Raw genomic sequence first — 16820 nt, forward strand, 5'->3', positions numbered from 1 at the left:
GGTTTTTACCGATGAACTTTCCTGCTCGTTTGATACAACTGCGCAAGGCTGCTGACCTGACTCAACAGGCATTAGCGGATAGAGCATTGATTCATGTTAACCAGATACGTCGTTATGAAGCGGGGTCTGCACAACCCACCTTAGACGCCCTGATTAGGTTGGCTAAGGTGCTGCATGTCTCGCTGGATGGATTGGTATTTGATGAGCATGAGCGCGGCCCATCCGATGATTTGGCCTTGCAGTTTGAGGCGGTAAGCGGGATGCCGGAAGAAGAACGCCGGATTATAAAAGCGCTGCTGGATGGAATGATTTTAAAGTACCAGGCTAAACAGATTACTGAGCGCGGCTAAAGCAGGGGGCAACCTGCCTTAACCGCTAACCACATGCAACTAACAAGGAGTTGATTATGGCTGAGCAACATCATAAGTCAGAACCCGCCACACCCCAAGCCCGTAAGAGTGTTGTCGGCTATCGCCCCAACGGTGGCAGGCCGAACCCGTTACCGCAACTGACCATCAAGGGCCGTTGGCTCGAAGCGCTTGGATTCACCACCGGCCAGCGGATCGAGGTGATCACCGAGCCGGGCCAGTTGATCATCCGGCTGGCGACTGAAGGATAACTGACTGACCTATAAAGTAAAATCCCGGCACCAAGGCCGGGATTTTTTATTGGTCGTCGTATTTAAAATCAATATTAATCTTTAAGGTCTCTACATTTACCGTTACTTCGCAACCATGCCAGAACGGCTTCTCTTGAGACTTAAAATTATCTACAAAGTAATTTCTTAACTCTACAAGTAGATCCAGTAGTCTTTCACTTGCATCAGCGGTTTCAGTTATCCAACGCTGCTCACCATTGTTATCTATATAGTCATAAGTAAATTCACCGCAATCACTCTCTGGCTCCAACGTTGCACACAGAATAACTTTTGCCGCATTATCAGGGGCTATTGATAGCAATATTGAACCAATATCATTATAGATTTCTTGATCAGTTCTCATTATTTCCCCCCTGGAGAATTATTGAATACTTTTTCAATTGGGCGACCACCATCCACTGAATATACAACCTTAAATTTATCCGGCCTGACGTTGTTACCTGTATAAGATGGTTGAATATTAACCTTAACATCTTGACCTTCGCTTAATGCCTTCGCCCAAGTGTTTTCCATCTGTTTCCAAGCACCTTTGTTCAGGTTTCCATCCATCGGTAACAGGTTCAATTTTTCACCAGGACCATTAAAGATACTGGCGATTAAATGTCCCCCCTCATCACCTGGATTGCCACACTTACCCGCCTTACATTGCTGATAACCATTCCGGTCTTTCGCACTAGCGCTAAGGGTTGCTTCAACCTGAGTTGGTCTGGCCAGGTTGTCAGTATGATAAGTCTTATCACCATCGACCTTATAAACCGTATTCGGTTCCGGCTTGTTCATCGCTTTGTTCCAGGCACCTTTCTTACCCGAGTCTACAACAACAACGTTCTTACCTGCTGTTGCAGAACCGCCTTTGCCCATACCTCCCGTAATTGCACCAAGCGCCGCACCTGCCAGTATTTCTGCCTGCTGCTTATCAATACCGTAAATACTCTGGAGTCGTTGGGCAAACTCGGTGCTCGATACTACACCTTCAGCTTCCATCTGTTGCGCCAGCAATGAAGACATATCATTCTTCATTTTCGACGGCACATCATCACCCAACACACGGTCTATCGCTTCGCGTACCAGCATACCATTTGCTGGAATATCACCGTACTTCTCTTTACAGGCTGCTGGATTGGTTGAACATAGCGCAATCATTTCTTGCTGTTGCTTCAAGCTCAGATCTTCCATTTCCTTCACGATCTGGTCGCAGTCACCTCGCGTATCACAACCTTTCGCTCTTGCCGCAAAATCATCTATCTGCTCAGCACTCAGGAAGTTATTCTCCACTTCCACCCGTGCCGCATTTGCGCCACTGGACGCCGAGAATGTATCGCCTCCTACGGTACCGCCTGCCACCGCGCCCACGGCGGTGGCAAGGTTACTGATAAAGGTCCGCTGCTCTGCATCCAGGTCGTCAGGGTTCTTGCCGTAGAACGCTTGCGAAAGCCTATCACTCATCAACGCGGCAGAAGCCATACCGCCTGCAGCACCCGCCAGAGCATCGCCGCCTTGCGCCTGCGTTAGGGCAGCCGAGATAATCCCGTGCAGTGCAATACGTGCTGCGTCGCTACCTTCTGTAACATCTTTCACCAACTTCGCCATATAAGGTGCAGCACCTGCTGCCAAGCCGCCCTGAATGTTACCCCCCAGAATGCCGGCAATAAGCCCCGTGGCTGCTGAGGTTTCACGCCAGAAGTCACTTCCCGGACCGTATTCTTTCTCAGCATCAATGTAGCGGCTGTCACTCTTCACTGCCGCATCCAGTTGCTCCTGGGTTTTCTCTGGGTATGCCTTGGCCAACTCCTCTCTCAACTGGGCGTTTTTCTCTGCGGCTTGCTGTTCCATCGATGTCTTATAGGCATCTGCCGCCTGAATACCCAGTGCGATCGCTTCCTTCTGGATATCCAGCTTATCTTGTACCTTATCCTTGTCGAAGCCATCCTTCACGCTGTGGTTTGCATTCGCGGTATCACGGCTCAGATCCGCGATATCCTGTTGCTGAGCCTGTTCATCGCGGATGACGATGGTGCCGTTGGAGATGGCACTCTTCGTGGTGCCACTCTCTTTGCCAGTAACCTGATTGATACCTGTAGAAGGTAAACCTTGTGCAATCGGTACATACTGCTGGGTGCCTCCATTATAGTCCAAGCCCCCTGACACCGTAAATCCACTCTGTTTACCACCCCACTTCGATTGATTTTCCAGGTCGCTCCAGCCAAGCGTATTGGTATCAAGACGATTCTTATCCGCCGTCGCCTCAGAGGCCAGTACCGCGCCATCCAGTTGGGTATGATTACCCACGCTAATATCAAAACCACCTTTCCCAGCGTAAATCCCGCTCTGCTCTATCACCGAGTTGTAGTTGTTCTCCAACTTCCCTGAATTGGCGCTCACACTACCTTGGGCGATTGCGCCATAACAAAAGGGCGGGACGCAGATGCTCAGGTTCATACCCGATGACGAGGAGCTGCTGTCATACTTGGCACTGTCTTGCACGCTAGAGATACTCAGGTTACGACCGACATCGGCAATCACCTTGTCAGCATCAAGTGTTGCACCGGTGAGTGTCGTGTCGCGCCCACTGATGACTGTCAGCGTATCATCAGCATGGACATGGCTGTTGTTATTGTTCTGGCTGTTGCCATTGGCTCGGCTCTGGTTCTGGCTATAACCCAGCTCGCCAGTAAAGCCATTTTGGCTGCCACCCATTGAGAAACCGACACCTGCACTCATTGAGTTGCCACTGGCGCTGCTTGTCTGGGACTCGCTATTCTGCGATGCACTCAGGGCAATATCCCGCCCGGCGTTCAGCACCACACTCTTGCCACTGATATCCACACCTTGCCCGACAATATCGTTACGGGCCTTAATCACCACTGTATCGCCGGCTTGTAAAGTGCTCCCCTGTCGCTGCTGGCTGCTGTAGTCCTGCTCCTGAGAAGATTTACCCGCTGTCGCGCTGACGCTCAGCTTAAAAGCGGAGGGGTTCATGTTTGACTGTATGGTCTGAGTCGCGACAGTCAATCCAGCTTGTGCTGCATAAATCCCGGTCAGACGGGGATCACGGCCATCCTGGGCTGAACGGGCGGCTTTTTCTGCTGTCTGCGCGGCACTCGCCACCCAGCCGGAGACCTGCCCTTTGACACCATACTGAGTTGATGAAGATTCGCTGTGGTTCTTCAGGTTGTCTTCACTCACATCAAACAGGACATTATTACCGCTGAGGACCAGGGATTTGCCTGCGCTAATATCGGCACCATAGATGGCGACATCCTCTCCAGCCTGGAGCGAAACATTGCCATTCTGGCTCATAAGCTGGCTGCGTAAGTTACTCTGCTGATTACTGTCTGTCGTCGAGCTGAAATTGTCCTTTTGCCAACCCACCATACCGCTGTAACCATCTCCACCAAGGTTACCCACGGTTGTATGGCTGCCCGACTGTTCCTGGTGAACCGCATTATTACCTGTAGTGACGGTAATATTGCCTTTACTCGCTGCGATCAACAGATCGTCAACGGCAGAAATTGAACTGCCTGCGATAGCCACGCTTCCTTCACGACTGTTGATATAAACATCAGATCCGCTAATCAGTGAGGCGTTTTCCGTCGTGCTAGTACGCTCTGTATTGCTACTGGATTTATCGAGAGCGAATGGAAGGACATCGTTACCGTTGTTCGGTGCGCCATTGATGGCGCGAGATACCGCCCCCAAACCTGGCATACCATCGGTGACACTCCAGCCTTTGCTACTCGCGCTGCTGCTCAGATACTCCGAATCGGTAGAGGTCACGATGACCACATTACGCTTCGCATCCATAATGACCGCTTCACCAGCACTAATCTGGCTACCGCTAATCAAAATATCGCCTTGGCCCTTTTTGCCCGTGGCGGTTAACTGAACGTTACCTTGAGCGTTCAAGGTACTCCCGGAATTGAAGGTACCTTCGTAATGGCTCTCACTGTTGGACGATGATTTGCCATAGGTCATGGGGAGTGAGCTCCCCATCCCCATGTCGGCCCCGGTGGCGCCGATTTCATTACCCAACTGTTTCACTTTGGTGAGGGTGTCAGTGTCAGAGTTGGCGATGTCGCGGAGATTACGGATACCGTTGATAATAGGATCCGCGACGGAAATCGTCAGGCCGCTGCTCTTGCTGGATTGTTTCGTATCCTGTGTAATCTGGTCGCGGCCAGGCAGGATAGCGATGTCATTGCCCGTGATATCGATATGCCCGGTTTTACGCTCAGTATCACCGACGGCGCGCGCTGCGACCATATCTGTGGCACTGAGCGTCACCAGATTACCGGCGTTGATAATCACGTTACCGCCCGTCGTACCGATGACACTGCGGGAGTCACTTTCAGTCACTTCTGTGCCTTGCCGCTCAGACTTGCTGGACTGTGAACCGATCGTGATACCCAGGCTGCCACCACCGAATACACCGCTCTTTTTGGTGCTACTCATGCTGTAATAACTGTCGGTATTGGTCGCGGCCTCTACCGTGACATCATTTTTGGCAGTCAGAATAATATCGCCATCACCCACCACCGCCGAGCCTTTTACGGTCAAGTCGTTACCGGCAGAAAGTGACACGTTGTTGCCGCTAAGTAATGTGCCTTTTTCGTGCGTGGTGTAATCTTCCTGTAGCGTGTGAGTCGTTTTCTTGGACAGTAACTTTTTCTTGGTTTTGCTTTCTTCGAAGAAGTGGTAGTCGCTTTCAGTAGCACTGGTGAGCGTGAGATCCCGTCCGGCACTCACCGCCACGTCACCACTGGCTTGCACTTGCGCTGCCTTCAGCGTGGTATCGCGGCCAGCGTGAATGATTGTATTGCCACCGCTGGCGATTTCGGTGCTCTGCTGGCGGACAGTGTCATCCACCTGCTGCTGGTTGCCGCCTTTGCTCTCGCTGTACTCGCGGGTTTGCTGGGTATTGAGATTAACATCGCGCCCGGCACTCAGGATGACGTTGTTATCTGCCACCATCGTCGCCGCCTGTGAGTTCAGATCGCGTCCAGCTTCCAAAATCAGATCACCGCCGCTGGCTAACGTGCTGCCTGTTGCTGTAAGACTCAGGGCTTTGTTATCACCACCGCTGCCATGTTGCACTAAATGCTGCTCATCCTGGCTGGCATTCAGCGAGATATCACCGGTGGCTTTCAGCCCTATCGTCCCTTTCTCACTTTGCAGCGTGCTACCTTGCAGCAGAATATCCCCTTGTTCAGCGATGACGGTGACACCCGTTTTGGCGCTGAACAGGCTACCCTGACCCGTGTCACTGGTGATCTCGCTCTGGCGCTGACTTTTCGCTTTACGGACCTTGTTCTGTTCGCTGTCGCTATCGCTTACCTGCTGGCGCGCTTCTTTAATCGTCACCTGTTGTGCACTTAGCCCAATACCGCCCGACGTACTCTCCACCTGTGCCCCTTCAGCCACAAAGTTGCCGCCAGCCAGAATTGTGACGCCGTTGTCACCGCTTAACCCGCTGGTGTGTAGGGTGTCCGCCTGACGACTGTTGCTCACCGTCGAGGCACGGCTGTTGGCTTCCAGATGCGTGCTGTTGGTGGTGGTATCCGCCAGCAAAGAGACATTGCCCCCGGCCTGCACCTGGGTTTTGCCCCCGGCACTGGCTTGGCTACCTTGCAGAGTGATGTCCTGGCCCGCCTTCAGGTTAAGGTTGCCCCCGGCGGTCAGGCTGCTGCCCAACGCCTGCTGCCATTCGCCGCTGACCTGGGCCATCCGCTTCCCAGCTTCTTCCATTCCTTCGCGTTTACGGTTGCCCATTGCACCGGAGATCACGCTCACGTCTGCCGTGGTGGTGCTCCGTGCGGTGGTGATGTTAATACTGTTGCTGGCACTCAGGCTGAGGTTTTCGGTGGCGCTAAGCTTCGCGCCTTGTAGGCTGATATCACCGCCGCTCAGGCTGAGATCGCGCGCACTCATGCTCGCTTGGCGCAATGCATTCTGCAGGTTGGTGCTTAGGCTGATGCTGTCGGCCTGCACGTTGATCGTGTCTGCACGAATATCGCCCCCCTGATGCAGGAATGTGCTGGTGTCAATGCTCATCGCTTTGTCGGCAAACAGGTTGCCCGCATTGCTGAGGCTACCGGTAGACAATTGCAGGTTACCCCCGGCAATCACTGCACCATCACCTGTCACGCGGATTGTGCTGTTGGCCAGATAGACTTTCGGTACCCACACGGTCTGTGGTCCCTCGGCCGTCTCCACCGTTTCACTCACCAGCCAGACGATATCCTGCTGCAAGGCGGCAATTTGTGACGGCGTGAGTGCTACGCCGGGTACCAGGTGGAAATCTTCCGCCACTTTGATGCCGTTATTCATCAAAGCCTGGTATTGCGCCATCGCGTCGTCACCTTTCAACGATTGTCGCCCGGTCAGCATCAATAACTGTTCACGTACTACGCGTTGCTCGTAGTAACCGTCCCCCAGGCGTTTATGCACCTGGCTAGGGTCATAGCCTACGCGTTGCAGCAAATAGTCACTGCTCAGGAAATTGCTTTTGCTGGTAAAGCGTGAGTCAGTCACCACCAGGAACGGGCTATTGGCTTCAGTTTGCTGGCGGAAAAGGCCATTATTGGGAATAGTGGTTGCTACACTAGCCAGGTGTTGTTTGTCGGTTAACGCCAGTTCACTCGGTGTCAGCGGCTGGCTGCTTCCCGCCAGACCGGTATCCGCAGCCTGCCAGTCACTCCCGTCGACGTTGACCGCCAACGGGTTGCGCTCCCATTCGGCCCGCTCGGCCGCCGCGGCATTCAGTGCGGCTTCCACAGCGCTGATTTGTGCCTGGTTAACCGTGGTGTTTTCCAGATGCGCGCCGCCGATCGTCACATTACCATAGCCGCTGATCACCCCATCAATGGTCATCAGTGCGGTGGTTTCATCCCGATTGAACGTGGGGTACCAGTGATTAGTATCCCTGTCGTAGTGATCGACCATAAACTCCTGGCGCCGTTCATTCACTGAGTATCCCCGGTTAATGATGTTAGCGGTGCCGTCAATCGTCAGATTTCCGTTGGAACTGATGGTGCTGGCATCATTCAGCAACTGCTCGCCAATCTGCAGGGTCATGTTGCCGCCTGCAAGCAGGTAGGCCCCAACGCCAGCGGAGATCAGCTTGTCACTGGTCAGCGTGCCAGTGACCGTGCGCTCACGGAAGTTGTTGTAGTCGGTCACAAACGGCGCAGCGGCGATATCGATATGCAACTGGGGATCCCACTGTTCCAGTGATCCCCAGTCATGCTCCCGCCATACGGTGTTGTGGTAAGGAGTCGGCACCGTATTCTGCCGGAAACCGCGCGTTTCATAGAACGTCATGGCATAACTGCCGTCAGCATTCGGGACAAGGGCCAGATAGTTTACCCACAGGCTGATCAGTTGGCCTTGATTATCTTTCACCTGCACTTCAGCACGTTTAGCAGCAGCATCAATATTCAGCAGTGTGCCATACGGGTTGCTCGCGGCCGCCGCATCATCACGGAAGGTCAGTTGTTGAGTGGTTGGTGCCATAGAGGCCGGGTCGGTATTCACTCCAGAATCGTATGAACGCCAGTAGTAGTTGTAACGGTGCCAGTTGTACTCACTGCTCTCCGCCTCACGCGCAATCTCCAGCCCTTCACGGAGGTTGTCAAATCGTTTGGCGCTAAGGGTGAGGTCACCATCTGCTTCAATATTGCTAGCACGGTTTTCAATCAGATCATCGCTGGCAAGCTGCAAACCGCCCGCACTGTAAATCAGCGCACCCTCGCGGTTGGTTAACCGCTCACCGGTTATCAGGCTGATGTTTTCCGTGGCAGCAATCAGCGCTGCACGGCCATGGTTGTCAAGGATCCGGCTGTTGACCACCAGATTATCCGCCATCAGCGTGGTCTGGTTATCCAGGCTGTCGGCGTTAATGGTTAGCGTATCGGCTTCAATACGCCCCTGGTTGGTCAACGCCCCGGTGGTCAGATGCAGTTGATTACCCACCAGGCTGGCAAGGTTGTTTAAATGCGCGCTGTACAGCGTCAGATCTCCCGGCAGCAACCAATCCGCCAGGTTGGTCAACACGCCTGCGACACTAAAGGTCACCGCACTATTGCTGCTGATGGTATCCCCGATGCGGTGTGTGTAATCCTGTTGTACGCTGAGTTGCAGTGCCTGCTGGCTGAGCAGCGTGCCCGATTGGTTATCCAGCCATTGGGTCGAAACCGTTAATGTCCCGCCGCTTTGGATGTTACCGCCCTGGTTAAACAGCGACAGTGCCCCGCCACTGATGCTCAGCGCGTTATTGGCGAGCAAATACCCTTGACGGTTATCCAGCGAATCCAACTGCGACAGCGTCAGGGTGCCTGCACTCTGCACACGCCCAGAGGTATTATCCAGCGTGCGAGCGTTCACTTCGGTCTGTGTGGTGCCAATCAGCAGGCCACCGTCGCGGTTGTTAACCTGCTGGGCGTGCACGGTCAGTGCTCCCTGGCTGCTGATGATCCCTTGGTTGCGGTTGTCCACGTTCTCGCTATTGAGCGTCAGCGCCTGGCTGGAGACCAATTGACCGCCCTGATTATCCACGCTGCTGCCGCTCAGTGTGAGTGCACCACCGCTGTGGATTTTACCCTGCCGGTTTTCAAGTGTGCTGAAGTGATAATCGCCCACCCCTTGGCTGATCGCCGTACCTGCGGTGTTGTCAAACTGGCTGGTCGTCAGCTGCAGGCTCCCCAGGCTACTGATCACGCCTTGCGCGTTCAGTACACGGTCAGCAGAAATTTGCTGGGCCTGATTGGCACGCAGCGTGCCACGGGTATTATCCAATATGCCAGAAAGCTGCAGATTGAGTTGCTGCTGGCTGTCAATAATCCCTTGCGTATTCAACAACTGTAGGGCACTGACCTGCATATTTTCGCCACTTTGCAGTTTGCCCAAGCGGTTATCCAGCGTGTCGTTGAGCGTTAATTGCAGCTGTTTCTGGCTATAGAGCAGGCCATTTTGCTGGTTATCGATGCCTTGAGCACGGATCCAGAGTTGCTCACCTGCCAGCAGTTGCCCTCCCGCATTGTATAGCACTCCGGCAAGCGTAGCGTCAGTGAGCCCTTGCAGCCAGAGACGGTTTTGTGCACTGATCTTTCCGCCCTGGTTGGTGATGTCTTGCACCGTGCGCAGTACCAGATTAGCGGCAGATTGCAGCGTACCGTATTGGTTATTCCAGTAGGTCGCGGTGAGTTCGGCATCCTGCTGGCTGACCACTTCACCCAGTTGGTTATCGAAACCCTGGCTGATCGTTGTCAGTGTGCCCTGGCTGCCGATCCATCCTTCGGTGTTATCGATATTTTCGGCCTGTAAGTGCTGTGACCCTTGGCTGATGATGTTACCGCTGCGGTTATCCAACGTGCGGGTGAACTGCATATCCAGGCTATCTAAGGCCTGGATTTCACCCTGTGCATTGATCAGGCTGAGTGCACGCAGCGTGCTGCTGCCACCGCTGGCTACCTTCCCGCCTTGGTTATTCCATGCCCCGCCAAGGTTCAATGTCAGTGCCTGCTGGCTTTGTATCAACCCTTGCTGGCGGTTATTCAGTTGCCCGCCATTCAGTGACAGCGCGCCGCCGCTTAACAGCTTGCCCCCGTCATTGTTAAACAGGCTGAGTGGGCTGCCTTGCCAATAGAGGTTCTGTTGTGCCGTCAGGATACCCGCCTGGTTGTTGACATTGCCGGTAGTGTTGAGTGTTAACTCACCACCCGACTGCAGCTTGCCTGATGCGTTATCCAGGCTACCTGCCGTCACCTTGGCCTGTTTTGCCCCCAGTGCGGTACCGTTGCTGTTATCCCAGTTCCCTGTCGTGCTGATATCCAGGGTATCGCCCGCTTCTATTAGCCCTAGCTGATTATCGAGCGACTGTCGGGTGTCAAGCTGCAATCGCGCCAGGCTGATCACTTGGCCCTGTGCATTGTTCAGCGCCTGTGCAGCGAGTTGCAGTTGGTGACCACGGATCTCACCAGCACTGTTATTCACCGCGCCCTGGCTGTTCAGGATCAGATCACCCCCTGACAGTAGCTTGCCCTGGCGGTTATCCGCCCCTTGCTCTGTGGTGACAGTCAGATGTGATTGGCTTTGCAGCGTGCCCTGTTGGTTGTCTAACGTGCCCAGATCCAACTGCAAACTACTATTCGTACCTAATACCCCGGCCTGGTTGGACAGCAGGCCACTCACGCGCCAGTGTTGCGCTGTGCCATCCAAAGCCACCAGCCGACCACGTAGGTTGTTAAGGGTGGTGGTATTTAGGCTGAGTTGCTGGGTTTCAATGCTGCCATCGGTATTATCCAGCGCACCGCGCAGGGCAAAGCGGCTTTCACCGGCCCCCACCTGTGACCAAATACCCGCCTGGTTAAACAGGTTATCGGCGGTAATTTGCCAACTACCCGCGCGGATTTGCGCCTGCTGCGAGTAAACATTACTCTGGCTGTTTACGGTGAGTTGCTGGCTATCAACCTGTGTCTGCTGTAGAGCAACATCCCCGGCAAACGCCGTCAATACGGCTTGCTCTGCCGCCACACGGCTCTGGCTGATATCCACATTACGACCCGTCACGCTCACCTTTTTCTGGCTCATCAGGCTGCCGCTGGCACGAATATCTGACTGACTCTCGAGCGTGAGATCAGCCGGGCGGATCAGAGTGCTGTTTGCATCACTGCCCGCTAACAGATGCCCACTGCTCTGGATCGCCTGCGCGGCCTGCAACGTGACATTGCCCGCTGCTGCCATGGTGCCAGATTGCGTGATCTCCCCCTGGCGGCTTTGCACGCTAAGTTGGCTACCACTGTACAGTTTGCCATGATGCTCAACACTGTCTCTGGCTGTGAGGGTGATATCGCCCCCGGCCTGCGTGTGAGGCTCTGCCGTGCCAGCCTGCCAGGTCAGTTTGCCTTCGCTGCTTACCACCAGGGTCTTTTCAGCCTGCAGATGCCCGCCTTGATTGCGCACACCTACACCGGCTTCTGTGCCGACCATGCGGATATGGCCGCTGTACATGCCGCCCATCTGGCCCATATCGATCGCCAGTTCAGGGGCATTGCCGTCACTGCCTGCCAGTGCAGTGACTGTTTTGCCATCTGCACCGACCTGGTTTCGCCCTGCGACAACTGAGACGCCTTCTTTCGCCCAGACGGCGGCGTTCACCTGCACCGCACGCGCCAGAATATCGACATATTCGGTATCGTGGCGCGGATCGCCATTCAGGCCGCCGCCTTGAACCTGGATCACCCCACGTTCAACCTGATAACCAGCCACACTGCCATCCGCATTCAACTGAGGTTTGCCAGTGGTCAGGGTCATGCGCCCCGCATTGATGGTGCCGCAGCCGTCACACATGATGCCTGACGGGTTGGCCACCACCACTTGCGCCTTGCCGCCTGCGACCTCAAGAAAACCGCGTAACTGGCTAGGGTTGTTGCTGTTGACTTCATTGATGATGACTTTGGCGGGTGCCGCATTCGGGTCAAGCTTAGCATTGCCCTGGATATAGCCGGCCAGTTGGGTGGAGGTCATCACAGCAGAGTTATTGAGGATCGCCCCTTGCTTGTCGACATCAAACTGCTGGTACTGGTTGTGTGATATCCCGGCCTGATTCGGTGCATTGATATTGACTTGCGGCACGCCGTTTTGGGTATTGATCACTTCTGGGCGCTGCGCGGGTGCCAGTTGGCCATCGGCCACAATGCCATTGGCCAGCACCGGCTCGGTAAACAAGGCGAGCCCGATCAAGAATAAGGAAAGACGCACGGTGACCCACAGTCGGGCACTCCCGGTACTGCGGCTTTGCCCAGGCTGGGTGCTACAACTACGGGCCAGTTCTGATACCACTCTCAACTCACCTTGAGTGCGGCTGAAAATGATACGGTAGCAATGTTTGTTCATGGAGCGAATTCTCTAATAAAATCAATAACAAGGCATCTGCAAGTATTTCTGCGTCGCGGTCGCTAGAGTTGCAGGTTGATGCTGAAACCCGTGGTCACACCGGAGGTGTGGAAGCTTTCCGGCTTGTTGACCGGGACGCCAGCAAACAGGTCATAGCTGAAGCGTTGCCACAATGTGCCGCGTAGGCCGATGGCGCTGCCAACTAACTGTTGCCCAGCCAAATTGCGGGCCGCGGGGCCATCCACCCGGCCATAGTCCACACCCCAATACAGCTCATGGTTGCTCGCCAATACCTTCCAGGCCAATTCGTTACGCCAGATCAGGCCTTTTTCAGCAGATAAGTTCTGCTCGCCATCAAACCCGCGCACGGTGTAGCGCCCACCAATCGACAGTCGGTCCTGTGGGATTAGCGGTTGGTTGCTCCATTGCCAACGCAGGCTGGTGTTATAACGCCAAGATTGACTGGCCCATTGGAAAGGCTGGTTCAGGCTGATATCCCCGGTGACCAGACTCGGGCGCGATGTGCCTGCGTTATTATCTTCTTCCGGCACACGCAGGGCACCAAAAGCACCGATACCGCGCCGCCAATTGAGGTTGGCATCCAGAGTGGCATCACCGAGATAGCTGCGCTGGTTGAGCCCCAGTTCCCAGCCTGTTGCACGCCGTTCCTGTTGCGTCAGCTCAATATCATCGACGGCATTGGTTGAGTGACGGCGGTAGCCACGCAGGTTAAGCGTGGTTTTATGCACCTGATCGCGGAACAGTAAACGGGATACCGTGAATTGCGCGTTTTCGCTTTTGCCGCTGTAAGTGAGGATTTCGTTGGCATTGGCGATATTCTGGTAATAGTCGTAGTCGTTGTAGTTAGCGGAGAAACTCCAGTAGCCGACAGGAAGGGTGTAGTTCACCGTATTGGATCGGCTATCATAAGGCCCATCGCGGAACAGACTTCTGCCGAGGTTGACATAGAAAAGATCGTTCTGGGCAAAAGGCGCATCGATCGACAGCGTGGTTGAACCCTGGTATTTACCGGTGCTTTCAGAGCCGCTGTCATCCAGCCCCAGGCTAAGATGGAACGGGCGGCTCTCTTTCCAGGTAATCACCAGATCGCTGGTCGCTTCTTGCGCCCCTGGCACAATCTTGATATCTGCCTCAACATTCGGGACGCGCTTGAAATTCTCCAGGGCCTGTTCGATATCACGCAGGTTAAGGATATTCCCTGAGCGCGTGGGTACCGCATTCCACGCTCTAGCACGGTAAGAGACCGGCTCAGCAAAGCGGATGTTGGCAATACGGCCGGGCTGAAGCATCAGCGTAAAGACGCCTTTGGTGAGATCTTGCTCTTGCGCCATCACGCGCGTGGTGACATACCCTTGTTCCAAAATGGCATTCTGGACTTTGTTGATCACCAGCAGGATCCCTTGCGATCCTAAACAGCGGCCTTTCGCGCCATTAGCAGCCTCTAACGCCCATTGAAAACGGCTGGCTTCATCCCCGGCCAGCGTAAAGGTATTAACCGTAAAACACGGGGACTCATTGGCCGGGTAATCAGGCAATGAAGTCGTTGGCCGGGTTAGCCGCACATCGGTTTCTGGGGTATTTTGCTGTTGTAAAACCCGTTCCCTTTCCTGCTGCCGGTTTTGCTCTTGAGCATCAACAGTTGCTGCATTTTGCGGTACGGCAGGTGAGAGCGTACTGGCTGACACCAGCGCCACGGGGTGTAATACCAAACAAGCCAGACTGGTACTGAGCAGACGCGCCAAAGGCGCAATAACATTGCAGTTCATCCCTGTAACCTTTAACAAATTCAAGTCAATCTAAAACAATGGCTCTCCCCTTCGTAAGCTACATCGGGGGGTATAATCGCATCACAAAATCTGCACCGATGATCAAACCACCCTTGTCTTGGGGGGCACGAAAAAGGGGTATTCAGATTTTTGGATGAAAAGCGCGCGATAATACCTGATAGGAAGGAATATTGACAATTCCCTACGAGAAATATTATTCAGCGGAACTCAAAGATACCATTCCCGTCACTTTATTTGATTTGCGAATTTGGGTAAACGTGAAGCCTTTCTTTACCTTCTCACCAGAATGGATGCCTAGTGATGTGATCTAGGGGTAAGTGTCACCACACTCGCTGAACAACGGGCCGTTATATGGCAAGCGGCCAAGGTCTTAACGAAAGGCTGAACCTCCCCCACCACCCTGAACGCCAGCGATGTGATTAATCGACCTTCTGTTGTAAACGCCGCATTGAGCGCCGATTTGACAGCATACAGCGCGGGCTCTACCCCCTCGAAGATACCGCTATTCCACTCGGCCTGGGTCACCAACTCATTGCGCCAACCTTGAGCTTTGAGGCTCTCGATAGCATACGTTAGCCTGAACAGGTCGTTTTGGTTCTTTAGCTCGCCGGTGCAGGTGCGCCAGACATAGTCGAATCGGGTTTTGAGTTTGGCCTCAATCCCCTGTTTACGTCCCTTGTCCAGCAACTGCTGAATATCTAACGCCACACTGCGGGGAAACCGTTTCTGTTTTTGCGCTGTGGCCAGCCAACGTACCAGGAACAGGTGTTCTGCCATCGGAGACGTGACGGTACCTTGCTGAACGGCAGTATATAAGGCTACCAGGGCGCAAAACGCGAGGTGGGCCAGGTCTTTTACGGTTTGCTCGGGAGGTATTGTCATCGGGTTATCAATGTTAAGTAAAATTGATGCCAAGGGTAATGAAGCAGTGAGCCCGTAGCAACCTCATGGAAGTGTTTATCTTGTCACCCAGACGGTTTCGTTATTCCTGGCATCGTTATCGACACGATGAGAGTCAGCACGCGTCGGTTTTATTCAGCGTAACAATACGGGACCGTTGAAAATCCAGGTCGTCACCACGATATCATACAGGCTACCCCGTACCGGCTTCGTGATGTTTTTTAGGGTTAAACATCGGGGATGGGGTAGCTTCTGTCAGCCCTGTTGTACCGTCCAAACTGTCAAGAACCTGCGGCGGATCGGCAACAGCGTGTTCAACGGTCAATCAATACCTGTTTTCATCCGCAGCGGTAGACCGGTACAGGGCGGAGGGTTGCGGTGAGGCTGTCCCAGATGGGTACCTCAGCGGTTGCAATACGCATCCCCTTTTTTCTGAGCACCGCCACGTCGGCTGCGATCCGCTGCATACCGAACCAGAACAGACCATCCAGCGCCGTCACCGCCAGTCCGCTCTCCAACGCCCGCTTAAGCCGCTCACGCGGCATTCTAATTTCCCTGGCAATCTCCCGGTAAGGCGCAGCGGTCTCGCCTGACGATCCTTCCCGGCGAATGCGGGTTGACAAGCGGTAGTGAAACTCCTCCGGCACCTGATTTACATCAGATTTCACGCTGTAGACACAGCCAAAACGTTTGCCGTTAAAAACAACGTTTTTCTGACTGAGTGGCAATTCATCACGCAGATCGGCAATCAGTTGTGGGGCACGCACCAACAGCAGACGAAAGGGCAGCTCAAAGCTGGTGACGTAATCCACATTCAGCAAGGCGATACGCAGACGCTCGGCACTTCCTGCCTGGAGCTGACGGCATTCTTCGCTGACCTCAGCCCACTGCTGCGCAATTCGCGGTGTTTCATTAACGTCCGCAAAGCTGTATTTTTCAATCTGGTAATCAATACGTTCGACCATGCAGCCTTCCCTCTACCTACCTATCGGTTACTTTATCAACGGCTTACGATAAGCGGAAGTCAATTTGCAGTGGGTATTGAGGTAGCGCACAGCGCCTGACACATTTCTGGTTTCCAGTAGAAAGTTACAGGAAGCCAAATCGGCGTATTTGGAAGCCGTATCAAGCCCAGCCGCAAGCGCTTCTGAGCCAGGGTAGTTCAATATCTCTGCCGTTTCTGAAGAACCTAGCCACTTCTGTCAGACAGTGACAGTGGTGATAATCATGTTCGAGGAAAGTTAGAAGGGGAGTAGTGGTGGTGATCTTTGGCTTCAGGTCGATAAATCCGGGAAATGCCAGAATCTCAACGGAGGGTTCAAGTGTAATTCTCACGCCAGCTTTCTTCTTCAATGCTGTATATCCCGGTGTTACAAGCGATGCAGTATTTTTCACCCTGATAATGGTTCTGGCACCAGACGCAGTACCATGATCGTAACGCAATAGGTGCCGTAGCTGGCCCACCGTTTTGCGCAACTCTGCGTACCTCGCCTCGGCCTTCACCTGTGGGTCGAGATACGCACAGTTCATCAATGCCGATACTGAAACGGTGTGCTGATCAT

Annotated in this window: 8 protein-coding genes and 1 pseudogene; 2 read left to right on the forward strand and 7 right to left on the reverse strand. The window is 53.9% G+C overall.

The window, feature by feature from the left end; genetic code table 11:
- Window positions 1-11: 11 nt before the first annotated feature.
- Window positions 12-350, forward strand: a complete 339-nt coding sequence (locus ACX9GV_RS01535; RefSeq protein WP_473197949.1) for a helix-turn-helix domain-containing protein — start codon at window positions 12-14, stop codon at window positions 348-350.
- 56 nt (window positions 351-406) lie between these two features.
- On the forward strand, window positions 407-619 hold the full coding sequence (locus tag ACX9GV_RS01540; protein ID WP_473196804.1) for a SymE family type I addiction module toxin: 213 nt from the start codon (window positions 407-409) through the stop codon (window positions 617-619).
- Window positions 620-665: 46 nt separating this feature from the next.
- Here ACX9GV_RS01540 and ACX9GV_RS01545 read toward each other — a convergent pair whose 3' ends face one another.
- From ACX9GV_RS01545 to ACX9GV_RS01575, 7 genes and pseudogenes are all read right to left on the reverse strand, one after another.
- Entirely contained in the window at window positions 666-1001 is a 336-nt protein-coding gene (locus ACX9GV_RS01545) for an immunity protein YezG family protein (protein ID WP_473196805.1), read from the reverse strand.
- Window positions 1001-12550, reverse strand: a complete 11550-nt coding sequence (locus ACX9GV_RS01550; RefSeq protein ID WP_473196806.1) for a hemagglutinin repeat-containing protein — start codon at window positions 12548-12550, stop codon at window positions 1001-1003. Before ACX9GV_RS01550 ends, ACX9GV_RS01545 begins: the two co-directional genes overlap by 1 nt.
- Before the next feature lie 62 nt (window positions 12551-12612).
- Window positions 12613-14337 carry a ShlB/FhaC/HecB family hemolysin secretion/activation protein gene (locus tag ACX9GV_RS01555; RefSeq protein ID WP_473196807.1) on the reverse strand — a complete coding sequence of 575 codons (1725 nt, stop codon included), beginning with the start codon at window positions 14335-14337 and terminating at the stop codon, window positions 12613-12615.
- Between the two features lie 315 nt (window positions 14338-14652).
- On the reverse strand, window positions 14653-15240 hold the full coding sequence (locus ACX9GV_RS01560; protein ID WP_473196808.1) for a DUF2913 family protein: 588 nt from the start codon (window positions 15238-15240) through the stop codon (window positions 14653-14655).
- Between the two features lie 356 nt (window positions 15241-15596).
- Entirely contained in the window at window positions 15597-16223 is a 627-nt protein-coding gene (locus tag ACX9GV_RS01565) for an ECs1377 family protein (RefSeq protein WP_023489257.1), read from the reverse strand.
- Between the two features lie 353 nt (window positions 16224-16576).
- A complete protein-coding gene (locus ACX9GV_RS01570) occupies window positions 16577-16702 on the reverse strand; it encodes a putative zinc ribbon protein (RefSeq protein ID WP_473197950.1) in 126 nt (41 codons plus the stop codon).
- A gap of 26 nt (window positions 16703-16728) precedes the next feature.
- Window positions 16729-16815 (reverse strand): annotated as a pseudogene (locus ACX9GV_RS01575) (putative zinc ribbon protein); the annotation flags it as partial.
- Window positions 16816-16820 lie beyond the last annotated feature (5 nt).

Source organism: Serratia sp. 25CWL12 (assembly GCF_055790885.1).

What these genes read in the sequence shown, in the direction of transcription:
- ACX9GV_RS01550 (WP_473196806.1), bottom strand. Translation starts at nt 12,550, where the DNA reads ATGAACAAACATTGCTACCGTATCATTTTCAGCCGCACTCAAGGTGAG.
- ACX9GV_RS01535 (WP_473197949.1), top strand. Translation starts at nt 12, where the DNA reads ATGAACTTTCCTGCTCGTTTGATACAACTGCGCAAGGCTGCTGACCTG.
- ACX9GV_RS01555 (WP_473196807.1), bottom strand. Translation starts at nt 14,337, where the DNA reads ATGAACTGCAATGTTATTGCGCCTTTGGCGCGTCTGCTCAGTACCAGT.
- ACX9GV_RS01545 (WP_473196805.1), bottom strand. Translation starts at nt 1,001, where the DNA reads ATGAGAACTGATCAAGAAATCTATAATGATATTGGTTCAATATTGCTA.
- ACX9GV_RS01540 (WP_473196804.1), top strand. Translation starts at nt 407, where the DNA reads ATGGCTGAGCAACATCATAAGTCAGAACCCGCCACACCCCAAGCCCGT.
- ACX9GV_RS01560 (WP_473196808.1), bottom strand. Translation starts at nt 15,240, where the DNA reads ATGACAATACCTCCCGAGCAAACCGTAAAAGACCTGGCCCACCTCGCG.
- ACX9GV_RS01565 (WP_023489257.1), bottom strand. Translation starts at nt 16,223, where the DNA reads ATGGTCGAACGTATTGATTACCAGATTGAAAAATACAGCTTTGCGGAC.